15 protein-coding genes and 2 pseudogenes are annotated in these 13,811 nt (G+C 67.0%); 11 read left to right on the top strand and 6 right to left on the bottom strand.

Annotation, left to right across the window (positions count from 1 at the left end):
* Positions 1-92: 92 nt before the first annotated feature.
* Positions 93-479, bottom strand: coding sequence for a DUF1844 domain-containing protein (locus tag AC1DZV_RS18670; protein ID WP_018774440.1), 387 nt, complete (start codon positions 477-479; stop codon positions 93-95).
* 437 nt (positions 480-916) lie between these two features.
* On the opposite strand from AC1DZV_RS18670, the pseudogene infC reads away from it, so the two are divergent.
* A pseudogene (infC, locus tag AC1DZV_RS18665) lies at positions 917-1,318 on the top strand (translation initiation factor IF-3); the annotation flags it as partial.
* 294 nt (positions 1,319-1,612) lie between these two features.
* Here the strand turns inward: infC and AC1DZV_RS18660 are convergent.
* Positions 1,613-2,149, bottom strand: a pseudogene (locus tag AC1DZV_RS18660) (hypothetical protein); the annotation flags it as partial.
* Here AC1DZV_RS18660 and rpmI point away from each other — a divergent pair.
* The 3 genes from rpmI (at position 2,148) to AC1DZV_RS18645 (ending at position 3,951) form a co-directional block, all read left to right on the top strand.
* The gene (gene rpmI / locus AC1DZV_RS18655) at positions 2,148-2,342 is read left to right on the top strand and encodes a 50S ribosomal protein L35 (RefSeq protein ID WP_003798720.1); all 195 of its coding nucleotides are present in this window, start codon (positions 2,148-2,150) and stop codon (positions 2,340-2,342) included. The pseudogene AC1DZV_RS18660 and the gene rpmI sit on opposite strands and share 2 nt — an antisense overlap.
* Positions 2,343-2,464: 122 nt before the next feature.
* Positions 2,465-2,935, top strand: coding sequence for a 50S ribosomal protein L20 (gene rplT, locus AC1DZV_RS18650; RefSeq protein ID WP_028277244.1), 471 nt, complete (start codon positions 2,465-2,467; stop codon positions 2,933-2,935).
* A 65-nt stretch (positions 2,936-3,000) separates the two neighbouring features.
* Positions 3,001-3,951: a TrmH family RNA methyltransferase gene (locus AC1DZV_RS18645; RefSeq protein WP_476954334.1), complete on the top strand. Its 951-nt coding sequence runs from the start codon at positions 3,001-3,003 to the stop codon at positions 3,949-3,951.
* Positions 3,952-4,013: 62 nt separating this feature from the next.
* Here the strand turns inward: AC1DZV_RS18645 and AC1DZV_RS18640 are convergent, their stop codons facing one another.
* A complete protein-coding gene (locus AC1DZV_RS18640) occupies positions 4,014-4,283 on the bottom strand; it encodes a GlsB/YeaQ/YmgE family stress response membrane protein (RefSeq protein ID WP_028277246.1) in 270 nt (89 codons plus the stop codon).
* Between the two features lie 230 nt (positions 4,284-4,513).
* Between AC1DZV_RS18640 and AC1DZV_RS18635 the strand changes: the two genes are divergently transcribed.
* Positions 4,514-5,434: a cation diffusion facilitator family transporter gene (locus AC1DZV_RS18635; protein ID WP_476954333.1), complete on the top strand. Its 921-nt coding sequence runs from the start codon at positions 4,514-4,516 to the stop codon at positions 5,432-5,434.
* A 241-nt stretch (positions 5,435-5,675) separates the two neighbouring features.
* Here the strand turns inward: AC1DZV_RS18635 and AC1DZV_RS18630 are convergent, their stop codons facing one another.
* The gene (locus AC1DZV_RS18630) at positions 5,676-6,884 is read right to left on the bottom strand and encodes an MFS transporter (protein ID WP_476954332.1); all 1,209 of its coding nucleotides are present in this window, start codon (positions 6,882-6,884) and stop codon (positions 5,676-5,678) included.
* 194 nt (positions 6,885-7,078) lie between these two features.
* Here AC1DZV_RS18630 and AC1DZV_RS18625 point away from each other — a divergent pair, with 194 nt between their 5' ends.
* From AC1DZV_RS18625 to AC1DZV_RS18610, 4 genes are all read left to right on the top strand, one after another.
* Entirely contained in the window at positions 7,079-7,543 is a 465-nt protein-coding gene (locus tag AC1DZV_RS18625) for a (deoxy)nucleoside triphosphate pyrophosphohydrolase (protein ID WP_476950506.1), read from the top strand.
* 88 nt (positions 7,544-7,631) lie between these two features.
* Entirely contained in the window at positions 7,632-8,774 is a 1,143-nt protein-coding gene (locus AC1DZV_RS18620; RefSeq protein WP_476950505.1) for a Re/Si-specific NAD(P)(+) transhydrogenase subunit alpha, read from the top strand.
* A complete protein-coding gene (locus tag AC1DZV_RS18615; RefSeq protein ID WP_459384320.1) occupies positions 8,774-9,157 on the top strand; it encodes an NAD(P) transhydrogenase subunit alpha part 2 in 384 nt (127 codons plus the stop codon). Before AC1DZV_RS18620 ends, AC1DZV_RS18615 begins: the two co-directional genes overlap by 1 nt.
* Positions 9,154-10,527, top strand: coding sequence for an NAD(P)(+) transhydrogenase (Re/Si-specific) subunit beta (locus AC1DZV_RS18610; RefSeq protein WP_476950504.1), 1,374 nt, complete (start codon positions 9,154-9,156; stop codon positions 10,525-10,527). The genes AC1DZV_RS18615 and AC1DZV_RS18610 overlap by 4 nt, the downstream gene beginning before the upstream one ends.
* 102 nt (positions 10,528-10,629) lie before the next feature.
* Here AC1DZV_RS18610 and AC1DZV_RS18605 read toward each other — a convergent pair whose 3' ends face one another.
* Together AC1DZV_RS18605 and AC1DZV_RS18600 are read right to left on the bottom strand one after the other, a co-directional pair.
* The gene (locus AC1DZV_RS18605; protein ID WP_476954331.1) at positions 10,630-11,766 is read right to left on the bottom strand and encodes an Rv2578c family radical SAM protein; all 1,137 of its coding nucleotides are present in this window, start codon (positions 11,764-11,766) and stop codon (positions 10,630-10,632) included.
* Positions 11,767-11,870: 104 nt separating this feature from the next.
* Positions 11,871-12,173, bottom strand: a complete 303-nt coding sequence (locus AC1DZV_RS18600) for a helix-turn-helix domain-containing protein (RefSeq protein ID WP_028277253.1) — start codon at positions 12,171-12,173, stop codon at positions 11,871-11,873.
* A 63-nt stretch (positions 12,174-12,236) separates the two neighbouring features.
* Between AC1DZV_RS18600 and map the strand changes: the two genes are divergently transcribed.
* Both map and pcp read left to right on the top strand, forming a co-directional pair.
* A complete protein-coding gene (map, locus tag AC1DZV_RS18595; protein WP_476954330.1) occupies positions 12,237-13,019 on the top strand; it encodes a type I methionyl aminopeptidase in 783 nt (260 codons plus the stop codon).
* Between the two features lie 109 nt (positions 13,020-13,128).
* Complete coding sequence (pcp, locus tag AC1DZV_RS18590; protein WP_476954329.1) at positions 13,129-13,770, top strand: pyroglutamyl-peptidase I; 642 nt, start codon at positions 13,129-13,131, stop codon at positions 13,768-13,770.
* The last annotated feature ends 41 nt before the right edge of the window (positions 13,771-13,811 follow it).

Raw genomic sequence — 13,811 nt, 5'->3', positions numbered from 1 at the left:
TGCGGACGGAAAATCGTGCGAACGGAAAATAACGACGCCGGCGGGCGGACCTGGGTGGTCCGCACGCCGGCGTTGTCCTGACTGACTAGTGCTTAGTTGACGGGGCCGGTGTACTTCTCGCCCGGGCCCTTGCCCGGAGCGTCCGGGATGATCGATTCTTCGCGGAAGGCCAGCTGGAGCGAGCGGAGTCCGTCGCGCAACGGTCCAGCGTGCTGTGAGCCGATTTCGGGCGCCGCCGCGGTCACCAGACCGGCGAGGGCGGTGATCAGCTTGCGGGCCTCGTCCAGGTCCTTGAGTTCCTGGGCATTTTCCTCGGCGGCGAGGCCGAGCTTTACCGCGGCGGCGCTCATCAGGTGCACGGCGGCCGTGGTGATGACCTCGATCGAGGGGACTTCCGAGATGTCGCGGATCTGCTGCGAGACGTCCGCCTGGGCGGCCGCGGGCTCGAAGACGTGGGAATTACTATCTGAAGTGCTCATGCTGGTAAGCTTGTCACAGACCGACTAAATGTCGTTATTCTCAAGCTTTTATAGAATGCAGTGTTCTGACTGGCAGTGCTTGTCACTGAAGTTGGCGCCCGGCGACGCATACGTGCGTTGAACGGGTGTCTTTCTGTAGAGTTGGCTTTAGTTTGCAAGCGGAGTTCTCTCCCACCCGCGTCAGCCGCGAAACTTCCTTCGGGAAGCCCCTCCTGTCCAGGAGTCAAGGTTGCCGGGTACCTGGTCGGGCACTACCTCGGACTCCGGTCTGCAGGAAGTGCATGTTGCCCCATTGAGGGCGGCAGTTCCGATCTCGAGGCCTTCGATTGCTCCGGCAATTGGGGGCCTTCTCTTTTTGCCGGTGGAATACCCCTCACGAACACAGGAGCTTTAACATTAGCGAGCCAAGAATCAATGAGCGTATCCGCGTCCCCGAGGTGCGGCTGGTCGGCCCTGCAGGCGAACAAGTAGGAATTGTCCGTATTGAGGATGCCCTGCGTTTGGCTGCCGAGTCCGATCTTGATCTCGTTGAAGTTGCACCGCAGGCGAAGCCTCCGGTGTGCAAGCTGATGGACTTCGGCAAGTACAAGTACGAAGCCGCTGTCAAGGCACGCGAGGCCCGGAAGAACCAGACCAACACGGTCCTGAAGGAAATCCGTTTCCGCCTGAAGATCGACACCCACGACTACGAAACGAAGCGCGGCCACGCGCTCCGCTTCCTCGGTGCCGGTGACAAGGTCAAGGCCATGATCCAGTTCCGCGGCCGCGAGCAGCAGCGCCCCGAGATGGGCATCCGCCTGCTCCAGCGCTTCGCCGACGACGTCGCCGAAGTTGGTGTGGTGGAGTCCAGCCCGCGCATCGATGGCCGCAACATGGTCATGGTGGTTGGCCCGCTGAAGAACAAGGCCGAAGCCAAGGCGGAGGCCCGCCGCGCAACGCAGCGCGCAGAAGCCAAGGCTGAGAACGAAGCCAAGGCTTCGGGACGCGTCGATGTCTCCGGTGGCAACGCCCCGTTGACCCAGACGCTGTCGGACCTCCTGCCGGAAGGCTACGTCGTATCGCCGGAGGCACCCGCAGCGGAGGCCCCCGTCGAAGAAGCCAAGGTTGAAGAGGCCAAGGTTGAAGAAGCCAAGGTTGAAGAAGCCAAGGTTGAAGAAGCCAAGGTTGAAGCGGCTCCGGTCGAAGAGACCAAGGCCGACGAGGCCCCCGCCCAGGACGCGCCGGCGGAAGCCGCTCCGAAGGCAGCCGAGGAGCCTGCAGCAGCGAAGGCTCCGGCGGCTCCGAAGGCGGCCGAGAAGCCGGCAGCAGCGAAGGCTCCCGCGGCTCCGAAGGCCGCTGAGAAGCCGGCAGCAGCCAAGGCTCCCGCGGCTCCGAAGGCCGCTCCGGCCCCGGCGGCAGCGAAGGCCCCCGAGGAAATGGCAGCCGCTCCGGCAGCAGCACCGAAGCCGGTTGCTGCTCCGAAGCCGGTACCCAGGCCCGCAGCGCCGAAGCCCGCCGCACGGCCGGCCGCCCCCCGGGCAGCCGCCAAGCCTGGCACCAAGAAGACCAACTAGTTCACGGCTGCCGGATAGCAATGTCCGGCAGCAGGCAACCAGCACGCCGCCCGCAGGGGTGGCTGCACGAAAGAGCTGCAGACTTTTCTGCGGATACGTAAGGAGATCGGTTCCCATGCCGAAGATGAAGACCCACAGCGGTGCTAAGAAGCGCTTCAAGCTGACCGGTACCGGCAAGCTGCGCCGCCAGCAGGCCAACCGCCGCCACTACCTCGAGCACAAGTCCTCCCGGCTGACCCGTCGCCTTGCCGGCGACAAGATCGTCTTCAAGGGCGACGCCAAGGTCATCCGGAAGATGCTCGGCATCTAAGTTCCAAGTTCTCTGACTGTTCGCCACCTGGCAGCAGTCAACTACCAAAAAGGCTTCTCAGGCCAGCCGGACCGTTCCGGCAGTAGACGCTTGGGATCAGAAATTTTCTAAGGAGTACGCACGTGGCACGTGTGAAGAGGGCGGTTAACGCCCACAAGAAGCGCCGGGTTATCCTCGAACGCGCAAAGGGTTACCGCGGACAGCGTTCACGCCTGTACCGCAAGGCAAAAGAGCAGCTGCTGCACTCGTTTGTGTACAGCTATGGTGACCGCAAGAAGAAGAAGGGCGACTTCCGCCGTCTTTGGATCCAGCGTATCAACGCTGCATCCCGCGCCAACGGCCTGACCTACAACCGCCTGATCCAGGGCCTGAAGGCCGCTGAGGTCGAGGTTGACCGCCGTATGCTGGCCGAGCTGGCCGTTTCCGACGCCAACGCCTTCGCCGCGCTGGTCAAGGTCGCCAAGGACTCGCTGCCTGCCGACACGTCCGCTCCGGCCGTTCAGGCTGAGGCTGCTCCGGCTCCCAAGGCTGCCAAGAAGGCTCCCGCGAAGAAGCCCGCTGCCAAGAAGGCCGCCGACGAGGCTGCAAAGTAGTTCCTCCCGCAGTTGAAAGACTGCCTCGTTCAAGAGCCGGCCGGAATAGCCACTAAGGTTCTTATATGAACGAAACCGGGCGCCCGCAAGACTTTCCACTCTCCAACCCCCGAGCTGATCGGATGAGGAAGGTGGCACAGCTTGCCGGGCGCCCGGCCCGTTTAAAGCGTCGCGAGTTCCTGGCCGAAGGCCCGCAGGCGGTCCGAGAGGCCTTGGTCCTGCACCGGAAGAAGATCGCCGCGGGGGAGCCCGGCATCGTCTATGAGGTGTACGCCACCGAGGCCTGCCTGGACCGCCACCCGGAGCTGGAGCAGCTGGCCGAGGGAACCCACGCGCACCTCGCAACCGACGAAGTGATCGCTGCGATGGCGGACACCGTCACCCCACAGGGCATCGTCGCCGTCTGCGGCTTCCTGGACGTCAGCCTTGAGCACGTGCTCGACGCCGGCCCGCGGCTGATTGCCGTGTTGTGCCAGGTCCGCGACCCCGGCAACGCCGGCACCGTGTTGCGGGCGGCCGACGCCGCCGGCGCCGACGCCGTCATCCTGACCGGCTCGAGCGTGGATATCTACAACCCCAAGGCCGTGCGGTCGACGGCGGGTTCCCTGTTCCATCTGCCCGTCGTCCTCGGCGCGGAGGTCGAGGAAGTCGTGGCCCGCTGCCGTGAGCGTGGCGTCGGCGTGCTGGCCGCGGACGGCAAGGGACAACTGGACCTGGACCGTCTCCAGGACGAGAACGCCGCCCGCCGCCTGGGGGCCTCCGGCGCCGAATCGGTGTACGCGTTGGAACAGCCGACCGCCTGGCTCTTCGGCAACGAGGCCCAAGGCCTGTCCGAGGACGAGATCGCGCTGGCCGACCACCGGGTGGCCGTGCCGGTGTACGGGGAAGCGGAAAGCCTGAATCTCGGCACCGCAGCCACCGTCTGCCTGCCGCCCAGCAGGAAACCAGCGGGTACGGCAGGAATTCCTGTCCGAAAAAAGCAGACCAAACGAACGGCGGGSCCCACCKAATGGTGAGCCCCGCCGTCGTACTGTCACTGCCGCCCCCACACAAAGTGTGCGGCCAGTGCCTTGAAGAATTAGGTGGTGGTCTTGTTGCGCCCCGTGATGGCGCCGTAGATGAGCGCGGCCGCGAGGCCACCGACGATGGCCAGGAGCCAGGAACCGAGATTCCAGAATTCCATCTTGCCGCCGCCGAACAGCAGGTCCCCGATCCAGCCGCCAACAATTGCGCCGACGACGCCGAGCACGAGGCTGGTAACCCAGCCGCCACCGACCCTGCCGGGCAAGAGTGCCTTGACGATTGCACCCACTATGAGTCCGAGAATGATCCAGCCAAGAAAGCCCATGTCTCCTCCTACATATTTTTCGGCATCCAAATTGTGAATACCGAATATGGCTTCAAGCTAACATAGGGCGGATTGCTTGTCAGCAGGAGACTACCCAATCGTTACGTGGCAGCGTTGGTCCCCGCCGCGGTTCGGCGCCGGCCCGGAAACCGGTACGGTATTCCTTGTGGGCGCTGGGTTCTTCCGGTGTTCGCATACACCCCGGAAGAACCCCATAAGGAGAAGCTCACGTGGCTGCAAATGGCGGTACCAAGGCGATTCTCGCGGCGCTGGCCGCAAACCTGACCATCGCCGTTTTGAAGTTCGTCGCCTACTTTCTGACGCTGTCCTCGTCCATGCTGGCCGAGGCGATTCACTCCCTCGCAGACTCCGGCAACCAGCTGCTGCTCCTGCTCGGCGGCAAACGCGCAAAGCGGGAAGCCAGCCCCGAGCACCCCTTCGGCTACGGCCGCGAGCGTTACATCTACGCCTTCATCGTTTCGATTGTGCTTTTCAGCGTCGGCGGCCTGTTCGCACTATACGAGGCCTGGGGAAAAATCCAGCACCCGCACGCCATCGAAGGGGACTTCTGGTGGGTGCCGCTGGCCGTCCTGATCGGCGCGATCATTGCCGAGTCCTTCTCGTTCCGGACAGCGATCATCGAATCCAACCCGCTCCGCGGGAAGCAAAGCTGGGTTAAATTCATCCGCAACGCCAAGCAGCCTGAACTCCCGGTCATCCTGCTCGAGGATTTCGGTGCCCTCGTGGGCCTGATGTTCGCGCTCTTCGGCGTGGGCCTGACGCTCCTGACCGGGAACGGCATCTGGGACGCCCTCGGCACCGCGATGATCGGTCTGCTGCTCGTGTCGATCGCCGTGGTCCTGGCCATGGAAACCAAGTCGCTGCTGCTGGGCGAGTCGGCCACCCGCGATGACGTCGCCAAGATCCGCAGCGCGATCGAGGCTGGCGGCACCAGCATCATTCACCTCAAGACCATGCACCTTGGCCCTGAGGAGCTCTTGGTGGCGGCCAAGATCAGCATAGGCCGCTCGGACTCGGGCCAGGACATAGCGAAGGCGATTGATGACGCGGAGGTCCGGGTCCGCGAAGCCGTCCCGATTGCCCGGGTCATCTACCTGGAACCGGACGTGCAGCGCGTCAGCGCCCCCTGAGCCGCCCGGCCCCTAGGGAGAACGGAAGCCACTAGGGATAACGGCAGCCGCCAGATGGAACGGCGGCCCCTCAACAAAACAGCAGTCCGGTCCAGTGCTTCACTGGACCGGACTGCTGTTCTTTTTGGAGCATTTGCGCGCTGGTACCTCGGTCTCGGCCTCTGCCTCTTCCTCTGCCGTTGCCGTGGCTGTTCTGCCGGGGTACCTCTGCCGCGGCTGTTGCGCCGCGGCGGCGGGGTGGCTAGGAGGCCAGCGGCCGCCGGCGTTCTACGGCGCCGCTGAAGGCGGCGACCCCGAGCCCCAGCACGGCCAGGACGGCGCCCACGAGCGCGGGGGCGACGTAGCCCCAGCCCCAGGCGATCACCAGGCCGCCCAGGAAGGCACCGAGGGCGTTGGCGACGTTGAGCGCAGCATGGTTCAGCGAGGAGGCCAGCGACGGTGCATCCGGGGACGCATCGAGCAGCCTCGTCTGCAGGGCGGGAACGAGCATGGACCCGGCGGCGCCAACGACGAACACCATGACGAGCGCGGACCAGGCCCAGTGGACGCCCACGGCATAAACCACGAGTGCCACCGCCGTTCCGGGCAGCACCCAGTAAATCGTGCCCATGACGGACTTGTCGGCGATCCGGCCGCCAACGATGTTGCCCACCACCATGCCCACGCCGTACAGCGCCACGACCAGCGGCAGCCAGGCCGCCGGGAGGCCGGCGACGGAGGTCATGGTGTGCGAAATGTAGGTGTAGGTCGCGAAGAACCCTCCGAAGCCGACGATGCCGACCAGGATGGCAAGCCACACCTGCAGCCGCTTGAGCGCGCCGAGCTCCCTGCGGAAACTGGCATCGGCGTGCGGTTTCTGGAACGGGACAAACTTCCACAGCATGAAGAGCGTAATGATGCCGATCAGGCCCACCAGCAGGAACAGCAGCCGCCACCCGTAGCTCTGGCCCAGCCAGGTGGCGAAGGGGACGCCAATGACGTTGGATACCGTCAGTCCGGCCATGACCATCGAAATGGCCCAACCCCGCTTGGTCGGCGCCACCAGGGAGGCGGCAATCACGGCCGCGACCCCGAAGAAGGCGCCGTGGGGGAGTCCCGCGGCGAACCGGGACACCAGCATGGAGCCGTAGTCCGGGGCGAGGAAGGAACTGAGGTTGGCGACGCTGAAGAAGAGCATGAGCCCGAGGGCCAGATACTTCCGCGGGAGTTTGGCCCCGACCGCGGCCAGCACCGGCGCGCCGATCACGACGCCGAGGGCGTAGGCCGAAATCAGGTGACCTGCCTCGGGCGTGCTGATGTTCAGGCCCTGTTCGATCTCCTTGAGCAGGCCCATCATGGTGAATTCCGTGGTGCCGATGCCAAAGCCGCCCATCGCGAGAGCAATGATTGCCAGGGCAACGTGACGGGTGCCGGTCTTGGTCGGCGCCGGGGCGTGTGTGGTGGTTGTCATTCGTCTTTTCGGAGAGATTTTCCGGGAGAGACCGGACGGATCGGACAGATAAATATGCTTTTAAGAACCGGGAGGGGGCGCCGAATATTCCGGAAGGTGTCGTGGCGGCCGCCTCCACCATTGTCCCCTACCTGAGCCGGCCCCCGGCCCTGTCCCCGGGCGCCGGACCCTGCGCCCGCCTTAGACTTGAGGGCGTGACTGGACTCATAGGCGTCGTTGGCGGCGCAGTAGTGGACTCCCTGGCCGACCCGGGCATGCTCCTTGTGGCCCGGCGCACGGCGCCGCCGCAGTTTGCCGGAATGTGGGAGTTCCCGGGCGGAAAAGTCGAAGCAGGCGAGGCCGCCGAGGACGCCCTGCACCGCGAGCTCCGGGAAGAACTGGGCGTGCTGGTGCGGCTCGGGGCGGAACTGCCCGCGGAAACCGCCGCGGGCTGGCCGCTCAACGCGAAGGCGGCGATGAGGGTCTGGTTCGCGGAGCTCGCGCAGGGACAACCCCGGCCGCTGGAGGACCATGACGAATTGCGCTGGCTCGACCTCCGCAATCCGGCAGGGGTCCTGGACCTGCCGTGGATCCCGGCGGACCTCCCCATCGTCGAGGCCCTCCTGGCGGCTGTGCAGGCCACCGGGCCGCGCGGAGTGGAAGCGGGCCTGGGCCGCTGACCGGACTCGCCGCCGCGCTTCGGGAACCCGCCTCTCGCCAAACCGTCAGGCATGTGCCTACTCTGATCCCAACCGAGAGGAGTGGCCCGTGCAGGTCGGTGTCGGACGAGAGCAGCGAGCCGGAGAACGTCGCGTCGCGGCCACACCGGAGACGGCCCGGCAGCTGACAGCGCTCGGGCTCCATCTCCTGGTCGAGAGCGGTGCCGGCACCGAAGCAGGCTTCGCCGACGCCGCCTTCAAGGAGGCCGGCGCGACGGTGATCTCCGAGCTCCCGTTCGAGGCCCTGGACGTCCTGCTGCATGTCCGCCCGCTCACCCCGGCGGCCGCGGCCCGGCTGCGGCCCGGCACCGTCACCATCGGGCTGGCATCGCCGTCCTCGGAACTGCCGACCGTCCGGACACTCGCCGCGGCCGGGATCACCTCGTTCGCCCTGGAATTGCTTCCGCGGATCTCCCGGGCGCAGTCCATGGATGCGCTCAGCTCCCAGTCCCTGGTCACGGGCTACCGCGCCGTGCTGGAAGCCGCCGTCCGCTACCCGCGGTTCTTCCCGCTCTACATGACCGCCGCCGGTACCATCCCGCCGGCGAGGGTGCTGGTCCTTGGCGCCGGCGTCGCCGGGCTGCAGGCGATCGGCACCGCGAAGCGGCTCGGCGCCCGGGTCTCGGCCAACGACATCCGGGCGGCCTCCGCCGAGGAAGTCGCCTCGATGGGTGGCACTTTCATCAACCTGGACATCGATGCGGCGGCAGACGGAGCCGGAGGCTACGCCCGTGCCCTCGGCGAGGACCGGGCGCAACGCCAGCGCAGCCTCCTGGCCCCGCATGTCGCGGCGGCGGACGTCCTGATCACGACGGCCGCCATCCCCGGCCGGGCCGCTCCCTTGCTGGTGACCACCGCCATGGTGGCCGGCATGCGGGCAGGGTCTGTCGTCGTCGACCTCGCCGCGGAGTCCGGAGGCAACGTCGAAGGCGTGATCGCCGGCCAGGACGTGCAGGTGCCGGTCGACGGCGGATCGGTCACGCTCGTGGGTTTGCAGGACGCGGCATCCGCCATGCCCTCGGACGCGTCCCGGCTTTTCGCCCGGAACGTCAGCAACTTCCTCGCGCTCATGACCGACTGCGGCTCGGTGGCCCCGGACTTCGACGACGACGTGGTCGCCGGAACGTGCCTGACCCACGGCGGCACGGTGCGGCACGCCCCCACCGCAGAAGCATTGGAAAGGGAGGCGTGATGGGCCCCGTCGTATTGCTGACCGTGGTGGTGCTCGCGGTGTTCGTTGGCTTCGAAGTCGTCTCCAAGGTCACCAGCAAACTGCACACGCCGCTCATGTCCGGCGCCAACGCCATCCACGGCATCATCCTGGTCGGCGCCATCATCGTGGCCGGACAGGCAAGTGACCCGTGGGTCCTCGGCATCGCGCTCCTGGCCGTCGTCCTGGCCACCGTCAACCTGGTGGGCGGCTTTGTGGTCACGGACCGGATGCTGGAGATGTTCAGCGCCCACAAGCGGACACGCATCCCCGCCTCAAGCGGCGCCGCCAAGGCTGGCGGAGCCGCGGGCGAAGGACACCCCGGCGAGGGGAGCTCCGCCGACGCGGCGGGGGAGTCCAAATGAGCCTCCTGAGCCCCGAATGGACAGCCCTGCTCTACCTTGTGGCCGCCGTCTGCTTCATCCTGGCGCTCAAGGGCCTCAGCTCGCCACGAACGGCCCGCCGCGGCAACACCATCGGCGCGGCCGGGGCACTCCTCGCCGTCGTCACCGTCTTCCTCTCCGCGCGGCTGGAGAATGTTCCGCTCATCCTCGCGGCCATCGCCGTGGGCTCCGCGATTGCCTTCCCCGTGGCACGGCGGGTGCAGATGACCCAGATGCCCCAACTCGTGGCGCTCTTCAACGGCGTCGGGGGCGGGGCCGCGGCGCTCGTCGCCGTGCTGGAACTTGGCCACCAGGAAGATCCCTGGGTCCGCCTGGCCGTGGTCTTCACCATGCTGGTGGGGGCGGTGTCCTTCGCCGGCTCCGCGGTGACCGTGGGCAAGCTGCAGGAGCTCATCAGCACCCGTCCGCTGCTGTTTCCCGGGATGCCCTGGGTGATGGGGGCCGTCCTGCTGGGGGCGGTCATCTCAGGAGCTCTGGTGGTCCTGACCGGGTCGCCGGGCTGGTCGCTCGCATTGCTGGGCCTGGGCCTCGCCGCCGGGCTGCTCCTGGTGCTGCCCGTGGGCGGGGCGGACGTGCCGATCGTGATCTCCCTGCTGAATGCGTTCACGGGGCTGGCGGTGGCAGCGTCCGGCGTGGTCCTGGGCAATGTCCTGCTGCTGGTCGCCGGGACGCTCGTGGGCGCGAGCGGCACCATCCTGACCAAGGCCATGGCCTCGGCCATGGGGCGCGGAGTCGGCGGAATCATGTTCGGGGCGTTCAAGGGCGGCTCGACGGCGGGTTCCACCGCCCTGAGCGACCGGCCAGTGCGTTCCTCGTCCCCGGAGGACATTGCCGTCCAGCTCGGCTACGCCCAGCGGGTGGTGATCGTTCCCGGTTATGGGCTCGCCGTGGCCCAGGGCCAGCACACTGTGGCGGAGCTTGCCACGGCCCTGGTCGCGCGCGGCGTGGACGTCGTGTTCGCCATCCATCCCGTGGCGGGACGCATGCCGGGCCACATGAACGTGCTGCTGGCCGAGGCCAACGTGCCGTACGAGTCACTGCGGGAGCTCGCGGAAGTCAACCCCGAATTCGCGACCACGGACATCGTTCTGGTAGTCGGGGCCAACGACGTCGTCAACCCGGCGGCCAAGTCCTCGCCGGGTTCGCCGATTTACGGGATGCCGATCCTGGAAGTGGTGCAGGCCCAGCAGGTCGTGTTCCTGAAGCGGTCCATGCGCCCGGGGTTTGCCGGCATCGAGAATGAGCTCCTGCACGATCCCAAGACCACCCTCCTGTTCGGCGACGCCAAGGATTCGCTGGCGAGGGTGCTCGGCGCGGTCAAGGCGCTCTAGGCATCCTGGCATCCTGCGCCCGGCGGATCAGGGCGCTTTCCGCTCTGGCGCCCCTGCTGCGCAGGGGACCCATGGCTCCGTGTGCTTGAGGTGGAGCGGACTTCAAAACAGTGTGGGCTGGGCGGCGTCGGAACGGACAGCGCCGGCGTGGCGTGGGCTTGCGTGCCCCGCGGTGTCCGGGATGCTCCCGGCCGGGTACTGGGCTTCTTCCTCCCGGGCGTTGTCATGGTCGCTGCCCCCGTCAAGGTCCCGGTGGCTGAAGCCCTGCGAGCCGGAGAAGCCGTGCAGGTCCTTGAAGTACCGGACCCGTCCTGCCAGCCACGCGCGGTATTCCTTCGATGCGTACGACCCGCTGCCGTACAGGCGGCGGTACTTGCCCGCCAGGTGCGGATGTTCCCGGGCGATCCACTGCATGAACCATTCACGGGTGCCCGGCTTCAGGTACAGCGCACCGGCCGTGACCCCTGTGGCGCCGGCCGCCGCGAGGGCCCCGAAGAGGGAATCGAGGGCCTCATCACTGTCGGAGAGCCACGGCAGGATGGGCATGGCCATGACGCCGCAGGGCAGGCCCGCTTCCCGCAGACGGGAGATGAGCTTCAGCCGGGCCCGCGGCCCAGGCGTGCCAGGCTCCACGGCCTCGGACAGCTGCTCGTTGGTCATGGCCAGCGAGATGCCCACCCCGACCGGCACTTGCGCCGCCGCATGCTTGAGGAGCGGGATGTCCCGGGCCAGGAGCGTGCCCTTGGTGAGGATGGACAGGGGAGTGCCGGAATCGGCCAGGGCACCAATGATGCCGGGCATGAGCTGGTAGCGGCCCTCGGCGCGCTGGTAGGGGTCGGTGTTTGTGCCAAGGGCCACGTGCTCGTGCCGCCAGGACGGCTTGGCCAGTTCCTTGCGCAGGACTTCGGCGGCGTTGATCTTGACCACCACTTGGCTGTCAAAGTCCAGGCCGGCGTCGAAGTCAAGGTAGGTGTGGCTCTTCCGGGCAAAGCAGTAGACGCACGCATGGCTGCAGCCGCGGTAGGGGTTGATGGTCCAGTCGAACGGCATCCGGGAACCGGCGACCACCTTGTTGAGCACCGATTTGGCGGTGACCTCATGGAAGGTGATCCCGGCAAATTCCGGGGTGGAGACCGTCCGCACGAGTCCGGCCAGCGGCAGCAGGGCAGCCGTGGGCGAAGCGGCGGAAACGGCGGCCGGGGAATCGCCGCGCTCAAGTGCTTGTGCGTCCCATCTCATGCCTACATTCGAATATATGTTCGACTGAATGTCAAGGATGCTGACGGGTGAGGCGGCGGCCGGCTGCAGCATGGGGCGGCCTGTGCAGCTGCGGGGATCGGGGCTTACGAAGCCAGCCGCTCACGGGCGTTGTGATCAGGGCCGGTCGGTTCAGTGGCGCGTTTGGTCTGGTTGACCTCGGCCCACACCGCATCGAGGGAGAGTCCGAGGACGCCGGCGATAGCGGCGATAGTCGGGAAGGCGGGGGTCGCTACGCGGCCCGTCTCGATCTTCCGGAGGGTCTCCGGTGAGACGCGTGCATCGAGTGCGATGTCGAGCATCGAGCGTTCCCCCCTGGCGCGGCGCAACAGGGCGCCGAGGCGCTGTCCGCGCTCGATCTCTGCGAATGTGAGGGGCAACCTGACCATGGCTTCGATTATACCGGGATAATATGACCGGTATAGTTATTGGACACGTGAGAAAGGCGCCGCATGATCGAAATCCTGAATCCCACCGAACTTGCCCGGGCCAAAGAAACAGGCGCCCTTGTAGCTGACATCCTGCAGACGCTGAAGAACCGCAGCACGGTCGGCGCGAACCTCCTGGACCTCGACCGATGGGCGCAGGCCATGATCGCCGAGGCTGGTGCGCAGTCCTGTTACGTCGACTACGAGCCGTCCTTCGGCCGCGGGCCGTTCGGACACTACATCTGCACGGCCGTCAACGACGCCGTGCTCCACGGACTCCCACGCGACTACACACTGGCCGACGGCGACCTGCTCACCCTCGACCTCGCCGTCTCCAAGCGAGGCGCCGCCGCAGACTCCGCCATCAGCTTCATCGTGGGCGACTCAAAGCCCCCGGAAAGCGTCGCGATGATTAACGCGACCGAGCGCGCGCTGGGCGCAGGGATAGCCGCTGCCCGGCCCGGAGCCAGGATCGGCGACATCTCCCATGCCATCGGCTCAGTCCTTGGCGAGGCGGGGTACCCGATCAACACCGAGTTCGGGGGCCATGGCATCGGATCGACCATGCACCAGGACCCGCACATTCCCAACACCGGACGGCCAGGCCGTGGCTACAAGCTGCGCCCCGGGCTGCTGCTCGCACTGGAGCCATGGGTCATGGCCAACACCGCTGAACTCATCACCGACGCCGACGGGTGGACGCTCCGAAGCGCGACCGGCTGCCGGACAGCACACAGTGAGCACACGATCGCCATCACCAACGACGGGGCCGAAATCCTCACCCTGCCGACGCGGACACACGCGTGAGGCCGGAGCGCCACCTGCCCTGGCGGCCAACGTGGACGGAGCCGGGTTGAGGGTGCCGCGGGGGTGCCGCCTTGCCGGGGCAGTGGAAGGGCGTTGCTAGGCTGGGGCGATGATTCTCCTGACCGGGTTCGAGCCATTTGGCGGCGATACGGCCAATCCGTCGTGGGCAGCGGCCCGTTCGGCGGCACGGCTGCTCCAATCCGAAGGGCTGGATGTCCAGGCGGTGGAATTGCCGTGCGTCTTCGGCGAGTCGGCCAAGGTGCTGGCGGAGGCCCTCGAGCGTTTCACGCCGGAGCTTGTGCTGTGCGCCGGCCAGGCCGGCGGGAGGGCGCGCATCTCGCTGGAACGGGTGGCCATCAATTGTGACGACGCCCGGATTCCGGACAATGCCGGCAATCAGCCCGTGGACGAACCCGTGGTCCCGGGCGGACCGGCAGCCTATTTCACGTCGCTGCCGGTCAAGGCGGCGCTCGCGGCGTTGAGCGCAGAGCAGATCCCGGCCGAAGTGTCCCAGAGTGCCGGGACCTATGTCTGCAACCATGTCTTCTACGCGCTCATGCACGCCCTGCGGCTACGTCCGGGCACCAGGGGAGGCTTTGTCCACGTCCCCTACGAGGACACGCAGCTTCCGGCCGGGAGCAGTGCCCCCTCGCTGCCGGCCGCCCACATGGCGGCGGCGCTCGCCGTCGTCGTGCGCACTGCGCTGGCGACGACGGCGGATCTAAAGCTCCCTGCCGGCGCAACCCACTAACCCCAGCCGGTCATCCGGCGCCCGAGCCGGTGGCGGCCGCC

This window comes from Arthrobacter sp. P1_D12, assembly GCF_056406175.1.
Note: the sequence above shows the minus strand (reverse complement) of the source record. Positions and strands in the feature narration are given on the sequence as shown.